This is a genomic window from Plantibacter flavus, assembly GCF_051487245.1.
Classification (GTDB): Bacteria; Actinomycetota; Actinomycetes; order Actinomycetales; family Microbacteriaceae; genus Plantibacter; species Plantibacter flavus_B.
Window position 1 is genome coordinate 174,584 of record NZ_JAHVDH010000003.1, and the last position, 20,272, is coordinate 194,855.

Annotated in this window: 21 protein-coding genes and 3 tRNA genes; 8 read left to right on the forward strand and 16 right to left on the reverse strand. The window is 69.1% G+C overall.

Features of this window, described 5'->3' with window-relative positions; translation table 11 throughout:
* Positions 1 to 73 precede the first annotated feature (73 nt).
* The 4 genes from rplK to KXS11_RS07915 form a co-directional block, all read right to left on the reverse strand.
* On the reverse strand, positions 74 to 505 hold the full coding sequence (gene rplK, locus KXS11_RS07900; RefSeq protein ID WP_347870612.1) for a 50S ribosomal protein L11: 432 nt from the start codon (positions 503 to 505) through the stop codon (positions 74 to 76).
* Between the two features lie 96 nt (positions 506 to 601).
* The gene (gene nusG, locus KXS11_RS07905) at positions 602 to 1,540 is read right to left on the reverse strand and encodes a transcription termination/antitermination protein NusG (protein ID WP_437385015.1); all 939 of its coding nucleotides are present in this window, start codon (positions 1,538 to 1,540) and stop codon (positions 602 to 604) included.
* 144 nt (positions 1,541 to 1,684) lie between these two features.
* Positions 1,685 to 1,957 (reverse strand): preprotein translocase subunit SecE, encoded by a 273-nt coding sequence (gene secE / locus KXS11_RS07910; protein ID WP_347870614.1) that lies wholly within the window; start codon positions 1,955 to 1,957, stop codon positions 1,685 to 1,687.
* Positions 1,958 to 1,998: 41 nt separating this feature from the next.
* Positions 1,999 to 2,071: transfer RNA gene (locus KXS11_RS07915), tRNA-Trp, on the reverse strand.
* A gap of 226 nt (positions 2,072 to 2,297) precedes the next feature.
* Between KXS11_RS07915 and KXS11_RS07920 the strand changes: the two genes are divergently transcribed.
* Together KXS11_RS07920 and KXS11_RS07925 are read left to right on the forward strand one after the other, a co-directional pair.
* A complete protein-coding gene (locus KXS11_RS07920; RefSeq protein WP_437385016.1) occupies positions 2,298 to 2,828 on the forward strand; it encodes a DUF805 domain-containing protein in 531 nt (176 codons plus the stop codon).
* A 263-nt stretch (positions 2,829 to 3,091) separates the two neighbouring features.
* Positions 3,092 to 4,165 carry an alkene reductase gene (locus KXS11_RS07925; RefSeq protein WP_437385017.1) on the forward strand — a complete coding sequence of 358 codons (1,074 nt, stop codon included), beginning with the start codon at positions 3,092 to 3,094 and terminating at the stop codon, positions 4,163 to 4,165.
* A 69-nt stretch (positions 4,166 to 4,234) separates the two neighbouring features.
* Here KXS11_RS07925 and KXS11_RS07930 read toward each other — a convergent pair whose 3' ends face one another.
* Positions 4,235 to 5,725 carry a helix-turn-helix domain-containing protein gene (locus KXS11_RS07930; protein ID WP_437385018.1) on the reverse strand — a complete coding sequence of 497 codons (1,491 nt, stop codon included), beginning with the start codon at positions 5,723 to 5,725 and terminating at the stop codon, positions 4,235 to 4,237.
* A 152-nt stretch (positions 5,726 to 5,877) separates the two neighbouring features.
* Here KXS11_RS07930 and aceA point away from each other — a divergent pair, with 152 nt between their 5' ends.
* The 4 genes from aceA to KXS11_RS07950 all read left to right on the forward strand — a co-directional run bounded on the left by aceA (position 5,878) and on the right by KXS11_RS07950 (position 10,976).
* Positions 5,878 to 7,236, forward strand: coding sequence for an isocitrate lyase (gene aceA, locus KXS11_RS07935; RefSeq protein WP_437385019.1), 1,359 nt, complete (start codon positions 5,878 to 5,880; stop codon positions 7,234 to 7,236).
* A 140-nt stretch (positions 7,237 to 7,376) separates the two neighbouring features.
* Positions 7,377 to 8,990, forward strand: a complete 1,614-nt coding sequence (gene aceB, locus KXS11_RS07940) for a malate synthase A (RefSeq protein ID WP_437385491.1) — start codon at positions 7,377 to 7,379, stop codon at positions 8,988 to 8,990.
* Between the two features lie 95 nt (positions 8,991 to 9,085).
* Entirely contained in the window at positions 9,086 to 9,754 is a 669-nt protein-coding gene (locus KXS11_RS07945) for a hypothetical protein (protein WP_437385020.1), read from the forward strand.
* Positions 9,747 to 10,976 (forward strand): pyridoxal phosphate-dependent aminotransferase, encoded by a 1,230-nt coding sequence (locus KXS11_RS07950; RefSeq protein WP_437385021.1) that lies wholly within the window; start codon positions 9,747 to 9,749, stop codon positions 10,974 to 10,976. The genes KXS11_RS07945 and KXS11_RS07950 overlap by 8 nt, the downstream gene beginning before the upstream one ends.
* Before the next feature lie 91 nt (positions 10,977 to 11,067).
* Here the strand turns inward: KXS11_RS07950 and KXS11_RS07955 are convergent, their stop codons facing one another.
* From KXS11_RS07955 to KXS11_RS07980, 6 genes are all read right to left on the reverse strand, one after another.
* Positions 11,068 to 12,207 carry a UDP-N-acetylmuramate dehydrogenase gene (locus tag KXS11_RS07955; RefSeq protein WP_437385022.1) on the reverse strand — a complete coding sequence of 380 codons (1,140 nt, stop codon included), beginning with the start codon at positions 12,205 to 12,207 and terminating at the stop codon, positions 11,068 to 11,070.
* A gap of 11 nt (positions 12,208 to 12,218) precedes the next feature.
* Positions 12,219 to 12,653 (reverse strand): MaoC family dehydratase, encoded by a 435-nt coding sequence (locus tag KXS11_RS07960; RefSeq protein ID WP_437385023.1) that lies wholly within the window; start codon positions 12,651 to 12,653, stop codon positions 12,219 to 12,221.
* A complete protein-coding gene (locus KXS11_RS07965; protein WP_437385024.1) occupies positions 12,650 to 13,099 on the reverse strand; it encodes an FAS1-like dehydratase domain-containing protein in 450 nt (149 codons plus the stop codon). The genes KXS11_RS07960 and KXS11_RS07965 overlap by 4 nt, the downstream gene beginning before the upstream one ends.
* A 183-nt stretch (positions 13,100 to 13,282) precedes the next feature.
* Positions 13,283 to 13,867, reverse strand: a complete 585-nt coding sequence (locus KXS11_RS07970; RefSeq protein ID WP_437385025.1) for a DUF937 domain-containing protein — start codon at positions 13,865 to 13,867, stop codon at positions 13,283 to 13,285.
* Positions 13,868 to 13,972: 105 nt separating this feature from the next.
* The gene (locus KXS11_RS07975; protein WP_437385026.1) at positions 13,973 to 14,767 is read right to left on the reverse strand and encodes a sulfite exporter TauE/SafE family protein; all 795 of its coding nucleotides are present in this window, start codon (positions 14,765 to 14,767) and stop codon (positions 13,973 to 13,975) included.
* Positions 14,764 to 15,354: a histidine phosphatase family protein gene (locus KXS11_RS07980; RefSeq protein WP_437385027.1), complete on the reverse strand. Its 591-nt coding sequence runs from the start codon at positions 15,352 to 15,354 to the stop codon at positions 14,764 to 14,766. The genes KXS11_RS07975 and KXS11_RS07980 overlap by 4 nt, the downstream gene beginning before the upstream one ends.
* Before the next feature lie 134 nt (positions 15,355 to 15,488).
* Between KXS11_RS07980 and KXS11_RS07985 the strand changes: the two genes are divergently transcribed.
* The gene (locus tag KXS11_RS07985) at positions 15,489 to 15,902 is read left to right on the forward strand and encodes a DUF6855 family protein (protein ID WP_437385028.1); all 414 of its coding nucleotides are present in this window, start codon (positions 15,489 to 15,491) and stop codon (positions 15,900 to 15,902) included.
* 76 nt (positions 15,903 to 15,978) lie between these two features.
* Here KXS11_RS07985 and KXS11_RS07990 read toward each other — a convergent pair whose 3' ends face one another.
* The 5 genes from KXS11_RS07990 to KXS11_RS08010 all read right to left on the reverse strand — a co-directional run bounded on the left by KXS11_RS07990 (position 15,979) and on the right by KXS11_RS08010 (position 18,186).
* Positions 15,979 to 16,272: a DUF3253 domain-containing protein gene (locus KXS11_RS07990; protein ID WP_437385029.1), complete on the reverse strand. Its 294-nt coding sequence runs from the start codon at positions 16,270 to 16,272 to the stop codon at positions 15,979 to 15,981.
* Between the two features lie 101 nt (positions 16,273 to 16,373).
* Positions 16,374 to 16,447: transfer RNA gene (locus KXS11_RS07995), tRNA-Met, on the reverse strand.
* A 42-nt stretch (positions 16,448 to 16,489) separates the two neighbouring features.
* Positions 16,490 to 16,561 (reverse strand) — tRNA-Thr (locus KXS11_RS08000).
* 78 nt (positions 16,562 to 16,639) lie between these two features.
* Positions 16,640 to 17,458, reverse strand: a complete 819-nt coding sequence (locus tag KXS11_RS08005; RefSeq protein ID WP_437385030.1) for a lytic transglycosylase domain-containing protein — start codon at positions 17,456 to 17,458, stop codon at positions 16,640 to 16,642.
* Between the two features lie 341 nt (positions 17,459 to 17,799).
* Positions 17,800 to 18,186, reverse strand: a complete 387-nt coding sequence (locus tag KXS11_RS08010; RefSeq protein WP_437385031.1) for a PGPGW domain-containing protein — start codon at positions 18,184 to 18,186, stop codon at positions 17,800 to 17,802.
* Between the two features lie 254 nt (positions 18,187 to 18,440).
* Between KXS11_RS08010 and KXS11_RS08015 the strand changes: the two genes are divergently transcribed.
* Positions 18,441 to 20,204 (forward strand): glycoside hydrolase family 13 protein, encoded by a 1,764-nt coding sequence (locus KXS11_RS08015; protein ID WP_437385032.1) that lies wholly within the window; start codon positions 18,441 to 18,443, stop codon positions 20,202 to 20,204.
* Positions 20,205 to 20,272 lie beyond the last annotated feature (68 nt).

Here is a 20,272-nt window from a genome sequence, read left to right on the forward strand (position 1 = left end):
ATGTGGTCATCTGCGCCTGGCCGGCGCTGCCACGAGTGATTAGGGAAGGGCGTGAGCCCCGAGCGGTGGAGGGTTAGCCCTCGACCGTGATGCCCATGGAGCGGGCGGTGCCGGCGATGATCTTCGAGGCGGCCTCGATGTCGTTCGAGTTCAGGTCGGGAGCCTTCTGCTCAGCGATCTGACGGACCTGCTCCTTGGTGAGCTTCGCGACCTTGACGGTGTGCGGGGTACCGGAGCCCTTGGCGACGCCGGCGGCCTTCTTGATGAGCTCCGCTGCGGGCGGGGTCTTCAGGATGAAGGTGAACGAACGGTCCTCGTAGACGGTGATCTCGACGGGGATGACGTTGCCGCGCTGCGACTCGGTGGCCGCGTTGTACGCCTTGCAGAACTCCATGATGTTGACGCCGTGCTGACCAAGGGCGGGGCCGATGGGGGGAGCAGGGTTTGCGGCGCCGGCCTGGATCTGCAGCTTGATGAGACCCGTGACCTTCTTCTTCGGTGCCATGTTTCTTCCTTCTTCTGGGGTTCGAGCACCATCGGATGATGTGTGCTCTCCCGCGCGCCCGTCGGGCGGCGGTGGACTGTGGAGTCCCTTGCGGGGCTAGAGCTTGGTGACCTGGTCGAAGCTGAGCTCGACCGGGGTCTCGCGCTCGAACAGGGAGACGAGGACCGTGAGCTTGCCGCTCTCGGGCTTGATCTCGCTGATGGAACCGGGGAGGCCTGCGAACGAGCCTTCCTTGATGGTGATGGTCTCGCCGATCTCGAAGTCGACCTCGGCCGGGATGACACGCTGCTGCGTGGCACTGCCCTTGGCGCCGGTCCCCTTGGCGGGTGCGGTCTCCTTGACCTCGACGAGCGACTTCAGCATGTTGAAGGACTCTTCGAAGCGGAGCGGCGTCGGGTTGTGCGCGTTGCCGACGAAGCCCGTGACACCGGGGGTGTGGCGGACGACCGACCAGCTGTCCTCGTTGAGGTCCATCCGGACGAGCACGTAGCCGGGGATCCGGACGCGCGTCACCATCTTGCGCTGGCCGTTCTTGATCTCGACGACGTCCTCCATGGGGACCTCGACCTGGTAGATGTAGTCCGCGACCTCGAGCGTCGACTTGCGCTGCTCGATGTTGGCCTTCACCTTGCGCTCGAATCCGGCGTAGGAGTGGATGACGTACCACTTGCCGGGCAGGAAGCGGAGCTCCTTGCGGAAGGCGTCGTACGGGTCTTCCTCTTCATCGACCGGCTCGGCCTCTTCTTCGGCGATGGCTTCTGCAGCCGCTTCAACCTCGGAGGCCTCGTCGATCTCGAGGGCGTCGTCGACGATCTTGTCTGCTTCGGGGTCGACGGCCTCGGCCATCGCGTCGAGCATGGCGTCGAGGTCGACCTCGGTGTCGCCCGTCTCTTCGACGTGGACGGCGTTGTGCTCAGCGGGGTCGACGGAGTGCTCGTCGGCGGAGAGCACGTTGCCCTCCTGCGCCTCGTCGTCCTCCGAGGACTGCTCGGCAGCGGTTGCCCAGTCGACGTCGTTCGAGTTTCGCTCAGACACTGATTTCCATTCCGTTTCTGTTGTGCGGTTCGCGGGGGTACCCGCTCCGCCGCGCCAGATCGTGGCGCGTGACGACCGTGTCGCCGTCTTCGATTGTGGAGCCGAATGCAGATGGTGCCGGACGGGCGCCGATACCGCGGAGAACTAGCTCGCGGTGCCGAACACCAGCGTGACGACCCAGGCGAAGACCAGGTCGATGCCGTAGACGAGCGCCATCATGATGCAGACGAAGACGAGCACGACAGCCGTGTAGCTGAGGAGTTCCTTGCGCGTCGGCGTGACGACCTTCTTGAGTTCGGCGACCACCTGCTTCAGGAACAGGATGATGCCCGCGAAGAAACCGCGCCGCTCAGCGCGGTCCGCCTTCGCCTTGACGACGACGTCCTCACCGGGCGTGTCGGTACTCTTCGGGGCCACTCGTTACACCTTTCGTGTGCCGATGCGTATGCATCGACTCGCAGGGCGGACAGGACTTGAACCTGCAACCTGCGGTTTTGGAGACCGCTGCTCTACCAATTGAGCCACCGCCCTTCAGCGCGTGGAGCGCTGGAGGGGCCGAAATCCACGCGACCTTCGACGACCTGCCATCACCCAGAAGGAATGAAAACAGGCGCAAAAAAGCATGGCAGATTTCAACTACCTGCAACCAGTGTACGGCACTGACGAGCCTCTGTAAAACGCGCTCGGGTCCCGCGGCCACGGGTTCCCCTCCGCCTGCTGAGCTGATTGGGTGGAAGACCGACCACGAGGGGGAAACGTGACCGAGAGTGCCAGTTCACCGCGCAAGCCCATCGACGATCGACCGCTGTACGCCGCGACACCGTGGCAAGCCGTCGCACGATTCTGGAAGCGATACTTCCTGTTCCTCGGGCGCGCGAGCGGATCCGAGTTCTGGTGGTGGTTCCTCGCCAACGCGGTCGTCGTCACGACGATCGCCGTCGTCGGGCGCAGCATCGATGCAAGCGTCGCCGGCCCCGGCTGGACCGGATTCTGGAGCGGCGACATCACCGACGGCGCCCCGGGCAGCGTGCAGAACATCGCCCTGGGCGTCTGGGGGCTCGCCACACTCATCCCCGGTCTTGCCCTCGCAGCCCGTCGCCTGCACGACATCAACTCGAGCGGGTGGTGGCAGCTCGTCGCCCTGATCCCCATCGCGGGGACGATCTGGTTCCTGATCCTGTGCGCGTCGCCGAGCGACCCGCGCGGCGTGCGGTTCGATGCAGCCTCGCAACCGTCGGCGACCGGTGGCAGCGCCGAGGTGGTTCGCAGCGACACGTCCGAACCATGAGTCCGCGCTGTCCGGCGCAGTCAGGGGCGCGATAGGGAGATCTGGAGGATCGACCGGTGCCGGCACCTCCCCCTCGGATGCGCCGGCACCGGCGAGCACCCACGGGACTGCGGGGACGGAACCCGATGAGCACGCTCTGATACTAGCGGCTGAGATACCAGATGCGCAAGGTTCAGAAGCATCATCGGAATACCGAGATCGCGTCCATCGTTCCGTCCTGAGTCCGTGCGCACTCGCCGGGCAGCGACGAAAGGCACCAACGCATGGATCTGTTCTCCCCCGTCCGTCTCGGCGACATCGAACTCGGCAACCGCGTCGTCATGGCGCCACTCACCCGGATGCGCTCCGGAGCCGACGGCGTCCCCGGCGACCTCGTGGTGGAGCACTACCGTCAGCGCGCCGGCCTCGGGCTGATCATCACCGAGGGCACCTACCCGAGCGCCGAGTCGCGCTCGTACCCCGGACAGCCGGGCATCGTGACACCCGAGCAGACCGCAGGGTGGCGCCGGGTGGCGGACGCGGTGCACGCCGCCGGCGGACGCATCGTCATGCAGCTCATGAACGGTGGCCGCGTCTCGCACACCGCGATCACCGGAACCGAGCGCATCGTCGCGCCCAGCGCGATCGCGATCGTCGGCGAGGCCCGCACGCCGGAGGGCGCGCTCCCGTACCCCGTTCCGCACGCCCTCACGACGCCGGAACTCGACACCGTCCGCGACGAGTTCGTGCAGGCGGCCCGCAACGCGATCGACGCCGGTCTCGACGGCGTGGAACTGCACGCCGCGAACGGCTACCTGCTCCACCAGTTCCTGTCTCCAGCGTCCAACCAGCGCGACGACCGCGCCGGCGGGAGCCCGGAGGCACGTGCGTCCTACGTCGCGGAGGTCGTGACGGCCGTGGCCGACGAGGTCGGTGCTGCGCGCGTGGGCATCCGCATCTCACCGATGAACGGCGCCGGCGACACGGCGGAGACCGACGAGGCCGACGTCCGCGCCACGTACGACGCGCTCCTCGACGCCCTCGCGCCGCTCGGTCTCGCCTACCTCAGCGTGCTCCACGCCGAGCCGACGAGCGCCCTCGTGCAGGACCTCCGCCAGCGCTTCGGCGGGAAGCTCGTCATCAACAGCGGCTTCGGTACCGTGACCACGCGCGAGGAGGCCATCGCGCTCGTCGAGGACGCCCACGCCGACGCCGTCGCCGTCGGCCGTCTCGCCATCGCGAACCCCGACCTCGTCGAACGGTGGGCCGGCGAGCACGAGGAGAACACCCCGAACCCCGCGACCTTCTACGCCTCGGGCGCCGAGGGGTACACCGACTACCCGCGCCTCGCCGGCTGATCCGGCGGCGGTGAGGCGGATCGTCGCCCGAGGATCCCGGAAGACGATCCGCCTCACCGCCCATCCACGTCATCCCAGAGGCGCGTGAGCCTCCAGGAACTCGTACACCTCGACCGAATCGACACCGGGGAACGACCCCGTCGGCAGCGCCGCCAGGAGACTCGTGGGCGTGCGCGCGGCCGGCCAGGCCTGCCCCTCCCAGCGTTCGGCGAGCGCCGGCGATGCCCGCCGACAGCAGCGCTCATCGGGACAGTTCGACGTGGCCCGGTGCGGCGTCTCCCGCCCTCGGAACCACTTCACGTGCGCGAAGGGCACACCGACGCTCACCGAGTACTCCCCCTCTTTCGCCTTCTCGATGCGGGAGGTGCACCAGAACGTCCCGGTCGCCATGTCGGTGTACTGGTACCACGGACTGAACCGGTCCTCGACGTCGAACACCGAGCGCGCCGTCCAGTTCCGGCAGACGAGCGATCCCTCCACAGCACCGAGTGCGTCGGAGGGGAACCTCACGCCGTCGTTCTCGTACGCCTTGATGATCGTGCCGGACTCGTGCACCTTCATGAAGTGCACCGGCAGGCCGAGGTGCCTGGTCGCGAGGTTCGTGAAACGGTGCGCCGCTGTCTCGTACGACACGGCGAACGCGTCGCGGAGGTCCTCCATCGAGATGCGTCGGAGGTTCTTCGCCTCGGCGAGCACTCGGACGGCGTCGCGTTCGGGCAGGAGGATCGCGGCCGTCAGATAGTTCGTCTCGACCCGTTGGCGCAGAAAGTCCGCGTAGTTTCTCGGCTCGGCGTGCCCGCAGAGGTGGCTCGCGAAGGCCTGGAGGATCGGCGAGCGCGAGTCTCGGGAGGCGGACTGCTCGGTCGGCAGGTAGATGCGGCCGTTGCGGCGGTCGGTGACCGAGCGCGTGGAGTGCGGGAGGTCGCCGACGTAGTGGAGCGAGAAGCCCAGGTGCTGGGCCATCTCCGCGACGGTCTGCTGCGACACCGGTCCGCCGGTGTAGCCGACCGCGTCGAGGAGCCCGCGGGCGATGGTCTCCAGCTCGGGGAAGAAGTTGTCTGCGGCGCGCATGTCGGCGCGGAGCACCGCATTGGCCCGCCTGGCCTCCTCCGGCGTCGCCGCGCGTTCACGGTGGAGACGGGCGACTTCGTCGTGCAGCGCGAGCACGGTGCGGAGCGTCTCGTCGGCGGTGCCTTTGGAGACGCGGATCGGGTCGATGCCGAGTGCGCTGAACACCGGCCCTCGCTGCGCACGCTCCACGGCGATCTCGAGCGCGGCGCGTTCACTCGGAGCCTCATCGCGGAGCAGCTCGTCGACCGTCGTGCCGATGGCCGCGGCGATCGTCCGCAGCATGGCGAGGCTCGGTTCCCGGTGGCCGTTCTCGATCGCCGATGCCTGGGACGGTGCCCGATCGATCGCGCGCCCGAGTTCCTCGAGGGTGAACCCGGCGGCGACACGCGCCTCGCGGATGCGTCGACCGAGGACGAGCGCGTCGGCCTGCGCCGCCACCTCCTCGGAGGGGACGGCGGCGGTTGATGGAGCAGCGGCAGTGCTGGTCATGCGGTCCATGCTCACACGGCGCGGTTCTTCTGGCAAACAGAAGAACCGGGGTATTTCTGCGCATGGATGCAGATGAGACGGCGGTTGAGGAGCGCAGGATCGTTCCCACAGCAGCACCGACCGAGCAGCACTCCCGACGAACAGGAGCCATCGTGAGCAACGACGCCACCACCGCAGACAGCCAGCCACCCGCACGCCGCGCTCCCCTCCGAGCCGGAGACCAGACGCAGACCGCGGCCGAACTCCAGGAGGAGTGGGACACCGACCCCCGCTGGGACGGCATCCGCCGCGACTACACGGCCGAGGACGTCATCCGGCTCCGTGGCGGCATCCGCGAGGAGCCGACACTCGCCCGCCGCGGCGCGGAGAACCTGTGGAACCTCATCCACACCGAGGAGTGGGTGCCGGCACTCGGCGCCCTCACCGGCAACCAGGCCGTCCAGCAGGTGCGCGCCGGGCTGAAGGCCATCTACCTCTCCGGCTGGCAGGTCGCGGCCGATGCGAACCTCTCCGGGCAGACCTACCCCGACCAGAGCCTCTACCCGGCCAACTCGGTGCCCGCGGTCGTCCGACGCATCAACAACGCCCTCCTGCGGACGGAGCAGATCGAATTCGCCGAATCGTCCTCGCTGCCCGAGTCGGGCGACAGGCGGATCGACTGGCTCGCCCCCATCGTCGCCGACGCCGAGGCGGGCTTCGGCGGACCGCTCAACGCCTACGAACTCATGTCGGGCATGATCCAGGCGGGCGCCGCCGGCGTGCACTGGGAGGACCAGTTGGCCTCGGAGAAGAAGTGCGGCCACATGGGCGGCAAGGTCCTCGTCCCCACCAGCCAGCACATCCGGACGCTCAACGCCGCCAGGCTCGCAGCAGACGTCGCCGGGGTCCCGACCCTCGTCATCGCTCGCACCGACGCCCTCGCGGCCACTTTGCTCACGAGCGACATCGACGAGCGTGACCAGCCGTTCCTGAACGGCACGCGCACACCGGAGGGCTTCTACGAGGTCGAGAACGGCATCGGTCCGGTCCTCGCCCGTGGGCTCGCCTACGCCGAGTACGCCGACCTGCTGTGGGTGGAGTCGGCCGAGCCCGACCTGGACCTCGCACGCCGCTTCGCCGAGGCCATCCACGAACGGTTCCCGGGGAGGAAGCTCGCCTACAACTGCTCGCCCTCCTTCAACTGGAAGTCCCACCTCGACGACGCGCAGATCGCGTCGTTCCAGCGCGAGCTGGCGGCCATGGGATACGCGTTCCAGTTCATCACCCTCGCAGGCTTCCACGCCCTCAACCACTCGATGTTCACCCTCGCGAGCGACTACCGGGAGCGGGCGATGAGCGCCTACGTCGAGCTCCAGGAAGCCGAGTTCGCGTCAGAAGCCAGCGGCTACACCGCCACCAAGCACCAGAGGGAAGTCGGTACCGGCTACTTCGATCTGGTCGCCACCGCCCTCAACCCCGGCAGCGCCACCCTCGCCCTCGCCGGCTCGACCGAGGAACAACAGTTCCACTGATCGGTCCCTGAGCCTGTCGAAGGGCACCTCGGCAGGCTCGGCGACCAGCCGACCTCACCTCACCACTTCCTTCGAAACGGAGTCCCACCATGAACACCATGCTCGCCTCACCAGCCACTCCCACCACGTCTCCCGTGCCGATGCAGCGCACCGGCCCGGCCATCGAGGTCCTCGGCCGTCTGGGCGACCGCTACGACGAGGTCCTGACGCCAGAGGCCCTCGCCTTCCTCACCGAGCTGCACCAGCGCTTCGCCGGCCTCCGACACGATCGACTCGCCGACCGCATGCGGCGTCGTTTCGAGATCGGCAACGGCCGCGACCCGCGCTTCCGGGACGACACCGCGGCGATCCGCGCCGACAGGTCCTGGAAGGTGGCCGGTGCCGGTCCCGGCCTCGAGGACCGCCGCGTCGAGATCACCGGACCCACCGATCCGAAGATGACGATCAACGCACTGAACTCCGGCGCGAAGGTGTGGCTGGCCGATCAGGAGGACGCCACGAGCCCCACCTGGCGGAACGTCGTCGAGGGGCAGCTGTCGCTCCGGGACGCGATCCGGGGTGAGCTGTCATTCACGAACGAGGCCGGCAAGGAGTACCGCGTCACCGCGGCGGAGACGCCGACGATCGTGATGCGACCACGCGGGTGGCATCTGGTGGAGAAGCACCTGCGTTTCATCGACCGCTCGGGTGCCGGCATGGCGGCTTCCGGCAGCCTCGTCGACTACGGCCTGTACGTGTTCCACAACGCGCAGGCACTCATCGACGGTGGCCGCGGGCCGTACTTCTACCTGGCGAAGCTGGAGTCGAGCGAGGAGGCGAAACTCTGGGACGACGTCTTCACCTTCACCGAGGAGTTCCTGGGCCTCGAGCACGGCACCATCCGGGCCACGGTCCTCATCGAGACGCTTCCCGCGGCCTTCGAGATGGAGGAGATCCTCTACGTCCTGCGCGACCACTGCGCCGGGCTCAACGCCGGCCGTTGGGACTACATCTTCTCGATCATCAAGAACTACCGGGGCCGTGGGGCGCGCTTCGTGCTCCCCGACCGCAGCGAGGTCACGATGACGGTCCCGTTCATGCGTGCGTACACGGAGTTGCTCGTGCAGACCTGCCACCGACGCGGCGCTCACGCGATCGGCGGCATGTCGGCGTTCATCCCGAACCGTCGCGACCCGGAGGTCACGGCACGGGCGATCGACAAGGTGTCGGCGGACAAACGTCGCGAGGCCGGTGACGGCTTCGACGGCACCTGGGTCGCGCACCCGGACCTCATCGCCACGGCTCGGGCGGAGTTCGACGAGGTGCTCGGCGACCGCCCCAACCAACTGGACCGTCTGCGGGAGGACGTGTCGGTGACCCCGGCGCAGCTCCTCGATGTCCACATCGGTCGTGCGGTCACCGACACCGGCCTCCGTGACAACGTGTCGATCGCCGTCCGCTACCTGGACTCCTGGCTTCGGGGCATCGGCGCGGCGGCGATCGACGGGCTCATGGAGGATGCGGCGACGGCGGAGATCAGCCGTTCGCAAGTGTGGCAATGGATCCATCAGGAGGTGTCCACCGACGACGGCGAGCGCATCACCCGCGAACGCGTCGAGCGCATCCTCGCGGAGTTGCTCGCCACACTGCCCCGCACGCTCGAGGACCGCTTCGACGACGCCGCCGAGCTGTTCCGTGAGGTCGCCTTGCGTGAGGAGTTCCCGACCTTCCTGACGGTTCCCGCCTACACGAGGTACCTCGTCGACCTCACGTGAGTGGTGCGTGAGACGCATCGTCGCTCCAGCGTCTTCCGGGCGACGATGCGCCTCACCTCGCGCAGCCGACCGTGCGCGCGCGTAGAGTCGGGCGTATGACTGACAGTGCAACCCTGACCAGGACGACCGAGTCGATTGCACCGCGACCACGGCTCTGGAGCGCGTCCGGCCGGCACGGCGCCTCCCTCGTCGCCGTCCTGCTCGGCGGGTATCTGCTCATGCGCACGCAGCTGAGCATCGCCGTCATCCAGCCCGCCGAAGCTGTCGAGGTCATCACCGCGCTCGTCCTGCAGTTCCTCGTCGCCGCCGCCATCCTCGTCGCGGGCGCGATGATCGCCCCCGCGTCACTCACGCGACGGGTCATCGCCGTCGCCGTGATCGTCGCAGGGCTCGGCGTCCATGCGGCCGGATTGGCGACCGTCAGCGCTTCGACGCCAGATCAGCTCGTCTACGCACTGCTCCCGACCACGGTCGGAGCGTTCACCGCCACCGCCACCTGGTTGATCGTGCGCGGACGGTCATGGCCGACGCTCCTCCCCCTCGCCGCGTTCGCGCTCGTCCCGGCACTGAACGAGCGGCTGAGCTCCACCGGATGGTCGGGTGTCGTCCGCGACGAGCTGACCATCGTGGCCGCGGCGGCGATCGGTGTCGGTGTGGTGTGGCTGGCGGCCGCCATCGATCACAGCCGCGGGAAGGAAGCTGCACTGGCTCCGACACAGACTGTCGAGGAGGTGTCGCGGCCGGTACGCTCGGAGAGTGCCTGAACACTCCTCATCGCCTCGTCTGTCCACGAAGATCTCCGCGATCGCCGAATCCGCCACCCTGAAGGTCGACGCGAAAGCGAAAGCCCTCCAGGCGCAGGGCCGACCGGTCATCTCCTATGCGGCCGGTGAACCCGACTTCCCGACCCCCGAGCACATCGTCGAGGCGGCCCTCGTCGCAGCCCGCGACCCCAAGGCGCACCGCTACACGCCGGCCGCCGGGCTCCCCGACCTCCGCGCCGCGATCGCCGAGAAGACGCTCCGCGACTCCGGACTCGAGGTGGACCCCAGCCGCATCGTCGTCACCAACGGCGGCAAGCAGTCGGTCTACGAGGCCTTCCAGGTGCTCCTCAACCCGGGCGACGAGGTCATCGTGCCGACGCCGTTCTGGACCACCTACCCAGAAGCCATCGCCCTCGCAGACGGCGTCGCGGTCGACGTCTTCGCCGACGCGTCACAGAACTACCAGGTCACCGTCGAACAGCTCGAGGCGGCGCGCACCCCGCGCACGAAGGTCATCCTCTTCGTGTCTCCGTCGAACCCGACCGGGTCCGTGTACTCGCCGGAGCAGACGAAGGCGATCGGCGAGTGGGCCCTCGAACACGGCATCTGGGTCATCAGCGACGAGATCTACCAGAACCTCACCTACTCCGCAGGCGAGTCGGGCGAGGCCGTCAAGGCCATGTCCATCGTCGAGGCTGTTCCGGAGCTCGCCGAGCAGACGCTCCTCGTCAACGGCGTCGCGAAGACGTACGCGATGACGGGTTGGCGTGTGGGATGGACGGTCGGCCCGGCCGACGCGATCAAGGCCATCGGCAACCTGCAGTCGCACCTGTCCGGCAACGTCAACAACATCGCCCAGCGTGCAGCGATCGCGGCGCTGACCGGTCCGCAGGACGCCGCCGAGACCATGCGGGAGGCGTTCGACCGCCGCCGGAAGGTGATCGTCGCCGAGCTCAACAAGATCGACGGCTTCCAGACGCCGACGCCGCAGGGCGCGTTCTACGTGTACCCCGACGTGTCGGCGCTCCTCGGCCGCACCTTCGGCGGCGTCACGCCGACGACCTCGCTCGAACTCGCCGACCTCATGCTCGACCAGGCAGAGGTCGCGGCGGTGCCGGGTGAGGCGTTCGGGCCGTCCGGCTACCTGCGGTTCAGCTACGCGCTCGGCGACGACCAGCTGCTCGAGGGCGTCCAGCGACTGCAGCGACTGTTCGCCTCCTAACCCAGCATCAGGAGATCAGCGCGGCAGCAGGACGGATCGGCGCGGAGTGTCCTGCTCTCGCGTCGATCACCTGCTGGGGCGACGCTCGGCGCTAGATCGTGACGCCGACGACGACGGGTTCGGGCTGGAGCAGCACCCCGAACTCGGCGTGGACACGTGCCTGCACGAAGCGCGCGAGTTCGGCGATCTCGGCAGCGGTCGCACCCCCGCGGTTGGTCAGGGCGAGCGTGTGCTTCGTGGAGATCGCAGCGCGCGAGGATGGGAGCGCGTACCCGCGACGGATCCCGGCGCGCTCGATGAGCCAAGCCGCGGAGAGCTTCGCCAGACGGGGCTGGTGCACCGGGCGCGGCGGGTTCACGACCTCGCCGAGCGGGAAGACGTACTCGGCGTCATCGTCGGGCGCGGGGTCGACCGGCCACCACGGCGCATCCCCGGGCAACGCACGCGCGACATGCTCGGAGACGATCGGGTTGGTGAAGAACGACCCGGCACTCGCGGTGTCGGGGTCTGCGGCGTCGAGCACCATCCCCTTCGAGGCACGGAGCGCGAGCACCGTGGTGCGCACCTGGGCGAGCGGCACGCGCTCGCCGAGCTCGACTCCCAGTGCGAAGGCGAGCTGCGGGAACGCGATGGGCGAGGCCAGACCGTCGACGCCGACATCGTCGAGCTCCATGATGACCGCGACGACGACACCGTCACGCTCCGGCGGGCCACCACCATGGCGCTTCAAGACCGAGGTCCGGTAACCGAGACCGAGCTCGGCGGCCGGCACCCGCTCGAGGTCGTGCGAAGCAGCGTCGAGCAGGTCGACCGCGACGAGCGAGGTGACGACCTCCTGACCGTAGGCGCCGATGTTCTGCACGGGCGCTGCACCGACGGTCCCGGGGATACCGGACAGTGCCTCGATACCCGACCAACCGTGTTCGACCGTGTACGCGACGAGGTCGTCCCACCCCTCGCCCGCCTGCACCCGCAGCCGCACGCGGCCGGGCGCCGCTTCGAGTCGCTCGACGCCCCGGTTCGCGACGTGGAGGACGGTCTCGTCGAGGTCCTCGTCGCCGATGAGGAGGTTCGAGCCACCGCCGAGCAGCAGCCACGGTTCCTCCGACCGCCAGACGTCGAGGACCGCTGCGATGAGCTCGCTCTCGCTCGTGCAGTCGATGAACGCCGCAGCGGCACCACCGACCCCGAGGGTCGTGTGGTCACTCAATCGGATGCGGTCGCCGCTCATGATCCCGCGCGTCAAGCGAAGCTGACGACCAGCTGCGCCTTGCCGAGCACGGTCTGGTCGGCGTAGGTGACGGTCAGGTCGATGCGGGCCGTGCGTGCCTCTTCATCGAGCTTGCCGGCCTTCGCGACGATCTGCAGTTCGGCGCCCGTCTCCGGGTCGACGACGACGGGGCGGGTGAACCGGACCTGGTAGTCGAGCACGCGCCCGGGATCGCCGATCCAGTCGACGACCGGCTGCGCTGCGATGCCCATCGTCAGCATGCCGTGGGCGAGCACGCCGGGAAGGCCGACGGATGCGGCGACGTCGTCACGGTAGTGGATCGGGTTGAAGTCGCCTGAGGCGCCCGCGTAGCGCACGAGGGAGTCTCGGGTCAGCTGGACGGTGCGCTCGGCGACGACGTCGCCGACTGCAGGCATGGGCGGGAGGGTCTGCTGCACGTCGCTCATCCTTCGTCTCCTCGCACCACGAGCGTCGACGTCGCCGTGACCACGGGTTCACCGGCGGCATCCGTCATGACCGACTCGCACGTGACCATCGAGTGGCCGCCGAGCGACTTCACCGAGGCCACGGTGAGCTGCGCGGTGAGTTCGTCGCCGGCGACGATGGGCCGGTGGTGCACGAAGCGCTGGTCACCGTGGACGACGCGGCTGAAGTCGATGCCGGCGTCGGGAGCCGCGAGCAGCTGCTGGAGCGTGTGCTCCTGGACGACGACGGCGAACGTCGGCGGCGCGACCACATCGGCGTGGCCGGCAGCGCGAGCCGCCTCAGGGTCGAGGTTGATGGGGTTCGTCGCGAAGACGGCCCGCGAGAACTCGCGGATCTTCTCGCGTCCGACCAGGTACGGGGCGACGGGCGGGAAGACCCGGCCCGCCAGTTCTGGGTTCACTGACACGACGTCCACCCTACCCGTCAGCCCGCTCGACCCGTCAGCCCGCCGCCGGCCGTCGGCGCTCCGGCAGCCTGCCTCCCCGTTCACAACTCAGGCCGCCCGCGGTGTGTCGCGCGAGACGCTGCGCCGCGACGCAGCGTCTCGCCGCGGCTGGCCTGAGTTGTGGACGGAGAACGCGACAGACGGTCAGCGCTTGCCGCCGCCGAGGAGACCACCGAGACCACCGAGGAGGTCGCCCAGGCCGCCTCCGCCTCCGGAGCCGGAGCCGGATCCACCGCCGAGCAGCCCGCCCAACAGGTCGCCGATGCCGCCTCCGGACGGTGCCGTCGGCTTCGACTCGGTCGGCTCACCGGTCGTCTTCGGCGTGAACTGCTTCGCGAGGAAGCTCAGGACGATCGGCGCGAGGATCGGCAGGACCTTGCCGATGAGTTCCGGGCTGATCCCGCCTGCCGCGGCTGCGGGCTTCGACGAACTGAGCGCCGCGACGACCTCGGGTTTCTTCGCACCGAAGACGTTGTTCACGATCTTCTCGCCGTCATCGGTGTCGACGTCGTCGAGCGAGACACCCCCGTCGACGAGCGAGGAGCCGTGCTTCTCGACGGCTTTCGTGATCGAGTCGGCGCCGCCGTCGTTGGCGTTGGCCGCGAGACCTCCGACGAGGGCCGGCAGTGCCTGCTTGACCGCTGCCTCCGCAGTCGCACTGTCGACGCCGAGCTTCTTCGCGATGTCGCCGATCGGCAGCGTTCCCAAGATGTCGTCGAGGCTGGTCATGACACACTCCCTGTCCGGGCCCGTCACGGCGACGGGCACCCACGGGGTGAGGCTAGCGCCGCGCGGGACGGCCGCACCAGGGGTGTCGTAACCTGCCGTCGCGGGCTAGGAACGCTTGAGTGCCTGCAGCACCATCCGGATCGCGATCGCCACGAGGAACGCTGCGAACAGGAGGTTGCCGACGAACGGCGGCACCACCGATGCGACGATCGCGCCGAGGGCGGTGGTCGTGCAGGCGGCGATGCCGATGATGGCCGCCGCGCGGAGGTCGACGTTGCCGCGCCGCAGGTTGCCGATCGTTCCGGAGATCGCGGTGGGCACCATCATGAGCAGGGAGGTGCCCTTGGCGATGAGGTCGCTCGCACCGAACAGCAGGATCAGCATCGGGACGACGACCACGCCGCCACCGATTCCGAGCAGACCGGACAGCACTCCGGTCACGAACCCGAGGGCCACGAGGCCGATGATCGTGCCGACCGAGAGGTCGATCTCCGCGGTGCGCGACGGGACGACGAGGAACAGCGACACGACCACCACGAGGATGAATCCGATGAAGCCCCATTGCAGCGCCCGCTTCGGCAGTTTGGCGAGCAGATAGCTGCCGAGTTGAGCGCCACCGATGGCTCCGACGGCGAGCAGGATCGCCGAGACCCAGTCGACCGTGCCGTGCACGGCATAGGAGACGACGCCCACGAGCGACGTCGGGACGATCGCTGCGAGCGAGGTTCCGGCGGCGATGCGTTGACCGAAGCCGAGCAGGAACACCACGGCCGGGACGATGAGGATGCCACCGCCGACGCCGAACAGGCCGGAGAGGAATCCAGCCGTGAGACCGATGCCGATGAGCCAGGCGATGCTCGCGGCGCCGCGCTTGCGCTCAGGCAGTGCTGCGTCGTTCACCGAGCATCGGCGCCGTTGAACGCGTTCTCGAGCGACGGCGTCGTTCGGAAGTCACCGGATTCGAGGACCGTCCAGCCCGACTCGCCCGGTTCGACCGTGGAGATCGAGCAGTTCTCGAGTGGCGGGATCGCCTCGCCCGCGATGTGGCTGAGGGTGAGTCGGATGAGCGTGCCGTGGCTGACCACGAGCACGTTCTGGCCGGGGTAGTCGCGCGTGATCGCGTCGAGGCCGCGCAGGCCGCGTTCGATCACCGACTCCTCGGATTCGAGGTTCGGGTACACGTGGTCTGGCCAGTTCTCGCGGACGATCTCGGCTGTCGCGCCCTCTGCGTCACCGTAGTGACGCTCGACGACGTCCGGGTAGACCGGGCCGAGTTCCAGTCCGAGGGCATCGGCGACGATCTGCGCCGTCTCACGTGCGCGGCCGAGGGGCGAGGAGACGATGACGTCCCAATCGCCGGTGAGGCGCGGTGCCACGGTCGCCGCCTGCTCACGACCGGTGTCGTTCAGCGGGATGTCCGTCGTGCCCTGCAGTCGTCGTTCGAAGTTCCAGGCGGTCTGTCCGTGACGGATGAGGGCGATGGTCATGCCACAAGCCTAACCGGGCGCCACACCGCAACCTCCCGGTATCCGACGAACATCGCCTCCGCGGAGGGCCCCGTCACGCCCATACTGGTACCAGCTCGACCGGCCCGGTCACAGCGAGCGCAGAGGAGTCGATCATGGTGGATGGAACCGGCACGAAGGAATCACCCTGGCAGCTCACGACCGCGCCCGGCAGTTCCGCCTACACGATGTACCGCGACGACGAGGCCACGCCCCCGGCGCTCGTCTGCCAGGTCGGTTCGACGACGTTGAAGTACCACGCGAGCGCCATCGACGACCTGCACACGTGGCTGCTCGAGCAAGGCGACTGGGTGCCGCTCGGTGCCGCAGACGAGAAGAAACCGGCCGCCGACGGCACCGTCGAGGCGTGGGGCCGCTCCGAGGACAACCCGGTCGGTGGCTGGTACGGCCTCCGCAACGGGTACAGGGGCCGTTTCGGCATGTACCTGCCACCACTGCTCGAAGCGCTCGGCCTCGCGGAGCTCACCCACGACGCCCGCAACAACAGCATCCGCGCGATCGCCCGCTGAGTATCCCGTTCCGGGACGGCCGCACTGCACTCGATCTGACGCACGGCGACGTGTGGAGTGGGACTCGCCGAGGTGCTCAATCGGTCCGGGCGGTCCGGATCCTGATCGGGCCGCGCGCGTCGACCGGATCGACGACCTCGGCACCCTGCGTGACCCGCACACGACCCTCCTGCACGAGACGACGCGCGACCCGGCGGATGTCGTCCATGAGCGGCCGCCAGTCCTCCCCGCCGATGGCCCGTGCGACGTCGGAGGGGCAGATGGACGAGGTCGCGGCGCGCTGGTCGAGCAACTCGACGATCGACGCCTCGATGGCCTCGTCGTCGACGGCGTGGACCACGGGAGGCGGGAGGGGCACTGCTTCGCTCATGCGCCCAGTATGCGCGCGCCGTGCTCGCTTCAGACTGCGCAACGTCTCAGACCTGCACATCGCCGAGAAACGCAAAAGGCCCGGAGACCCGGGCCTTGCAGTAGCAGGAGAGAGATTCGAACTCTCGACCTCACGATTATGAGTCGTGCGCTCTCACCAACTGAGCTACCCTGCCACGTCTCTCCGTATGCCGGCGAGAGCAGTGACGGAGAGAACGAGCCCCGAGCGGGACTTGAACCCGCGACCTCTTCCTTACCAAGGAAGTGCTCTACCACTGAGCTATCGGAGCGCGAACCACTTCGCTCACGCGGAAATGGCACCAGTAGAGACTAGCATCCCCGGAGGGCTGCTTCGTACACGTCCGGGCTCAATTCGTCGCGAACGTGTCTGCGGCGTGAACGATCTTCGCCAGATACGAGGCCGCACCGTTGTAGGAGCCGATCGCGGCGACCCAATCCGGCTCGATCCGGAGGTCGCGCCCGCCGTGGCAGAGGTAGTTCGCTGCGGCGAGCGCGGCGTCGTCGATCTGCTGCGGATCCGCGACGCCGTCGCCGTTCCCGTCGGCACCCCACCGATTCCAGGTGGAGGGGATGAACTGCAACGGGCCGACCGCGCGGTCCCAGCGGGCGTCGCCGTCGAACGCTCCGCCGTCGGTGTCGCTGATCGCGTCGAACTCGGTGCCGGTGAGGGCGGGACCGACGATGGGTGGCGCCGCGCGACCGTTCGCATCGAGGGCGCCGCCGAAGATCGTGGCGTGGCCGGACTCGACACTGCCGATCGCGGCGAGCGTGTTCCACGCGATGCCGCAGCCCGGCTGCGACTCGGCTGTGGCGAGAGCGGCTCCGGCGTAGGCGAGCATGGCCCGTTCGGGGATGCCGAGGCGGGTGGAGGTGCCGGCGGCCCAGCCGCGGTCGACTCGCTCGGTGATTGCCGTGGGAGCAGGACCTGCCGACCGTGTTGCCGGGATGCCTGGTCCTTCGACGGCGGCGTGAGGAGCTGTGCCGAGCACGGAGTCGCGTGCCTGGGCGCGGCTGGTGAGGTCGGGGCCCCAGGCGATCGCGGCGACGACGACCGACAGGCCGACGATCAGGACCGCACCTGCGGCGATGAGCCACCCGGACCGGAGAGCGCGTGGGCGGGTGGTTCGGGAGCCGCGTCGATTCCTCGAGCGTGGACGGTTCCCCACCGCCCGTGCTCGGGGCCGGGGTGCCCCGCGGGATCCGCTCGATGTCCGACGTGTCGTCGAGCTCGGGCGTCGCGGTTGCGCCGGCCTCTTCCGCTTCCCGCCCGACGTCTTCCCCACCGCACCACCGTATCCCGCCGCATCGCCCACCCCGCCCACGCCGCGTCGTCTTGGGGGTGTGCCAGCGCGGTGCGCTGAACCGAGCGCGGGTTCCTGCGGCGAGCACGCCCCTCCGGAGGGCCGCGCTCGCGCCGCCACCCCGCGGCCGCCGCTGTTCTCCAGCGGTCACGCCCATTCGCCAGCGCTCGGATCAGCGCATCGCGCTGGCGGCGGCCTGCACGCACTCAGTCGACAGGTGCAGCCCCCTTCGCGGCCTTCTTCGCCTGACGCTTCGCACGCTGTTCCTTCGCGATGGCGACTCCCTTGCGCGCAGCGGCGTTGGCTTTGGCGCTCGCGCGTTTCGCACCTTCGAACTCGGTCGCCAGCATCGCCAGCCCACCGACCGCGATGAGCGAACCGGGACCGGGCAACGGGATGAGGACGACCCCGAGGGCGACCGTCCCGCCGCCGACGACGCCGACACCGGTCCGGTAGACGCGGTTCGCCGTCGGGTTCCGACGGATCGTCTCGCGTGTGGCGCGCGCGGCTGAGCCGGCTGCACGTCCGGCAGCCTTCCCGACCCGTTTCGCGGTGCTGCGGGCGGTGTTCGTGCCGTCGGTCTCGCTGTCCATCCCCACACTCTAAGCACCCCGTGCCGTGCAGACCCCGGGAATCCGGTGCGAATCGTGGCAGCGCGGTGCGCCCACACGAACCGGAGCCGATCGCCGGCGCCGCGGGGTAGCGGCGCGAGCGCGCCCCTCCGGAGACCCGCGCTGGCACGAATGCACCGCGCTCGCCTCAGCGCACCGCGCTGGCAACCACACCGGAACAGCCTCGGCAGGCGCCCGGACTCCAGTCGTCGACAGGGATGCCCTAGGGTAGCGGCATGGACTCCGCCCTCCCGACGACCTCGGCGACCGCAGCTCACCGGCCATCCCCAGTGGGAGGATCAACACCTGGATCGGAGTGGTGGCGCTCCGCCGTCATCTACCAGATCTACCCGCGCTCCTTCGCGGACGCCAACGGCGACGGCCTCGGCGACCTCCCGGGCATCACCTCCCGGCTGGGTGCCCTGCAGGAGCTCGGCATCGACGCCATCTGGCTCTCCCCCTTCATGACGAGCCCGCAGAAGGACGCCGGTTACGACGTCGCCGACTACTGCGACGTCGACCCGATCTTCGGCACCCTCGCCGACTTCGACGCCATGACAGCCGCCGCGCACGCAGCCGGCATCCGCGTCATCGTCGACCTCGTCCCGAACCACTCCTCCACCGCTCACCGCTGGTTCCAGGAGGCACTCGCGGCAGGACCTGGCTCCGTCGAACGCGCCCGGTACATGTTCCGCGACGGCACGGGCGAGCACGGCGAGATCGCTCCGAACAACTGGGAGTCGGTCTTCGGCGGCCCGGCCTGGACGCGCATCACCGAGGCCGACGGCACCCCCGGTCAGTGGTACCTGCACATCTTCGACTCCTCGCAGCCCGACTTCGACTGGACCAACCCCTGGGTGCGTGAGCAGTTCCGCGACATCCTGCGCTTCTGGCTCGACCGTGGCGTCGACGGCTTCCGCGTCGACGTCGCCCACGGCATGATCAAGGCTGAAGGCCTCCCCGACTACACCCCGCCCGTCGAGGGCGGCAGCATGGGTGGCGCCGCGGGGGTCACGCTGGAGCCCGCGATCAGCACGGGCCCGGAATCGTGGCCCGAGACGGCACCGTACTGGGGCCAGGACGGCGTGCACGAGATCTACCGCGACTGGCACGAGGTCCTCGAGGCCTACGACGGCGACCGGGTCCTCTGCGCCGAGGCGTGGGTCGACCCCCTCGACAAGATGGCGCTCTGGGTGCGTCCTGACGAGATGCAGCAGGCGTTCAACTTCCCCTACCTCGAGACACCGTGGAAGGCTTCGGAGCTGCGCGCGGTCATCGCCGACTCGCTCCGTGCGTTCGCCGCCGTCGGTGCACCGAGCACGTGGGTGCTCTCCAACCACGACGTCGTCCGTCACGCCTCACGTCTCGCGCTCACGGCCGACAACCCGCAGGGTCACGGCATCGGGCCGAACAGCGTCGGCAAGCCCGACCGCGCGCTCGGGCTGCAGCGTGCGCGTGCGGCGACGGCACTCATGCTCAGCCTGCCCGGCGGCGCCTACCTGTACCAGGGTGAGGAGCTCGGCCTGCCCGAGGTCATCGAGTTGCCCGACGACGCGCGTCAGGACCCGACCTGGTTCCGCACGAACCACGAGCGCTATGGACGCGACGGCTGCCGCGTACCGATCCCGTGGGAGGCCGGCCACCCGGCCTACGGCTTCAACTCGACGGGTGCCGCCTGGCTCCCGCAGCCCGACGACTGGAACGACTACTCGCGGGACGCCCAGGCAGGCATCCCTGGTTCGACGCTCGAGCTCTACCGCACCCTGCTCCGGCTCCGACGTGAGCACGGGCTCGGGCTCGGTTCGGTCCTGTGGGTCGAAGGTGCGCCAGAGGACATCCTCGCGCTCACGAACGGTGCGGTGACCGTCGTCGCGAACACCGGCGCGTCCGCCGTGGCGGTCCCGTCGGCACTCTCCTCGTCTGCCGTCCTCGTCGCGAGCGGGCCGTTCGACGGCACGACGATCCCCGCCGACACGACCGTCTGGTTCACGACGCCGTAGCCCCTTCCGACCGGGCCGCCAGCGCGATGCGCTGACGCGAGACCAGCGGAAGCGGCTTGGCCGCGGGG

Bases quoted from the DNA above. Each gene is read 5' to 3' on its own strand.
- rplK (WP_347870612.1), bottom strand. From the start codon at position 505: ATGGCACCGAAGAAGAAGGTCACGGGTCTCATCAAGCTGCAGATCCAG.
- KXS11_RS07925 (WP_437385017.1), top strand. From the start codon at position 3,092: ATGGATCTGTTCTCCCCCGTCCGTCTCGGCGACATCGAACTCGGCAAC.
- KXS11_RS07930 (WP_437385018.1), bottom strand. From the start codon at position 5,725: ATGACCAGCACTGCCGCTGCTCCATCAACCGCCGCCGTCCCCTCCGAG.
- aceB (WP_437385491.1), top strand. From the start codon at position 7,377: ATGCAGCGCACCGGCCCGGCCATCGAGGTCCTCGGCCGTCTGGGCGAC.
- KXS11_RS07945 (WP_437385020.1), top strand. From the start codon at position 9,086: ATGACTGACAGTGCAACCCTGACCAGGACGACCGAGTCGATTGCACCG.
- KXS11_RS07955 (WP_437385022.1), bottom strand. From the start codon at position 12,207: ATGAGCGGCGACCGCATCCGATTGAGTGACCACACGACCCTCGGGGTC.
- KXS11_RS07960 (WP_437385023.1), bottom strand. From the start codon at position 12,653: ATGAGCGACGTGCAGCAGACCCTCCCGCCCATGCCTGCAGTCGGCGAC.
- KXS11_RS07970 (WP_437385025.1), bottom strand. From the start codon at position 13,867: ATGACCAGCCTCGACGACATCTTGGGAACGCTGCCGATCGGCGACATC.
- KXS11_RS07980 (WP_437385027.1), bottom strand. From the start codon at position 15,354: ATGACCATCGCCCTCATCCGTCACGGACAGACCGCCTGGAACTTCGAA.
- KXS11_RS07985 (WP_437385028.1), top strand. From the start codon at position 15,489: ATGGTGGATGGAACCGGCACGAAGGAATCACCCTGGCAGCTCACGACC.
- KXS11_RS07990 (WP_437385029.1), bottom strand. From the start codon at position 16,272: ATGAGCGAAGCAGTGCCCCTCCCGCCTCCCGTGGTCCACGCCGTCGAC.
- KXS11_RS08010 (WP_437385031.1), bottom strand. From the start codon at position 18,186: ATGGACAGCGAGACCGACGGCACGAACACCGCCCGCAGCACCGCGAAA.
- KXS11_RS08015 (WP_437385032.1), top strand. From the start codon at position 18,441: ATGGACTCCGCCCTCCCGACGACCTCGGCGACCGCAGCTCACCGGCCA.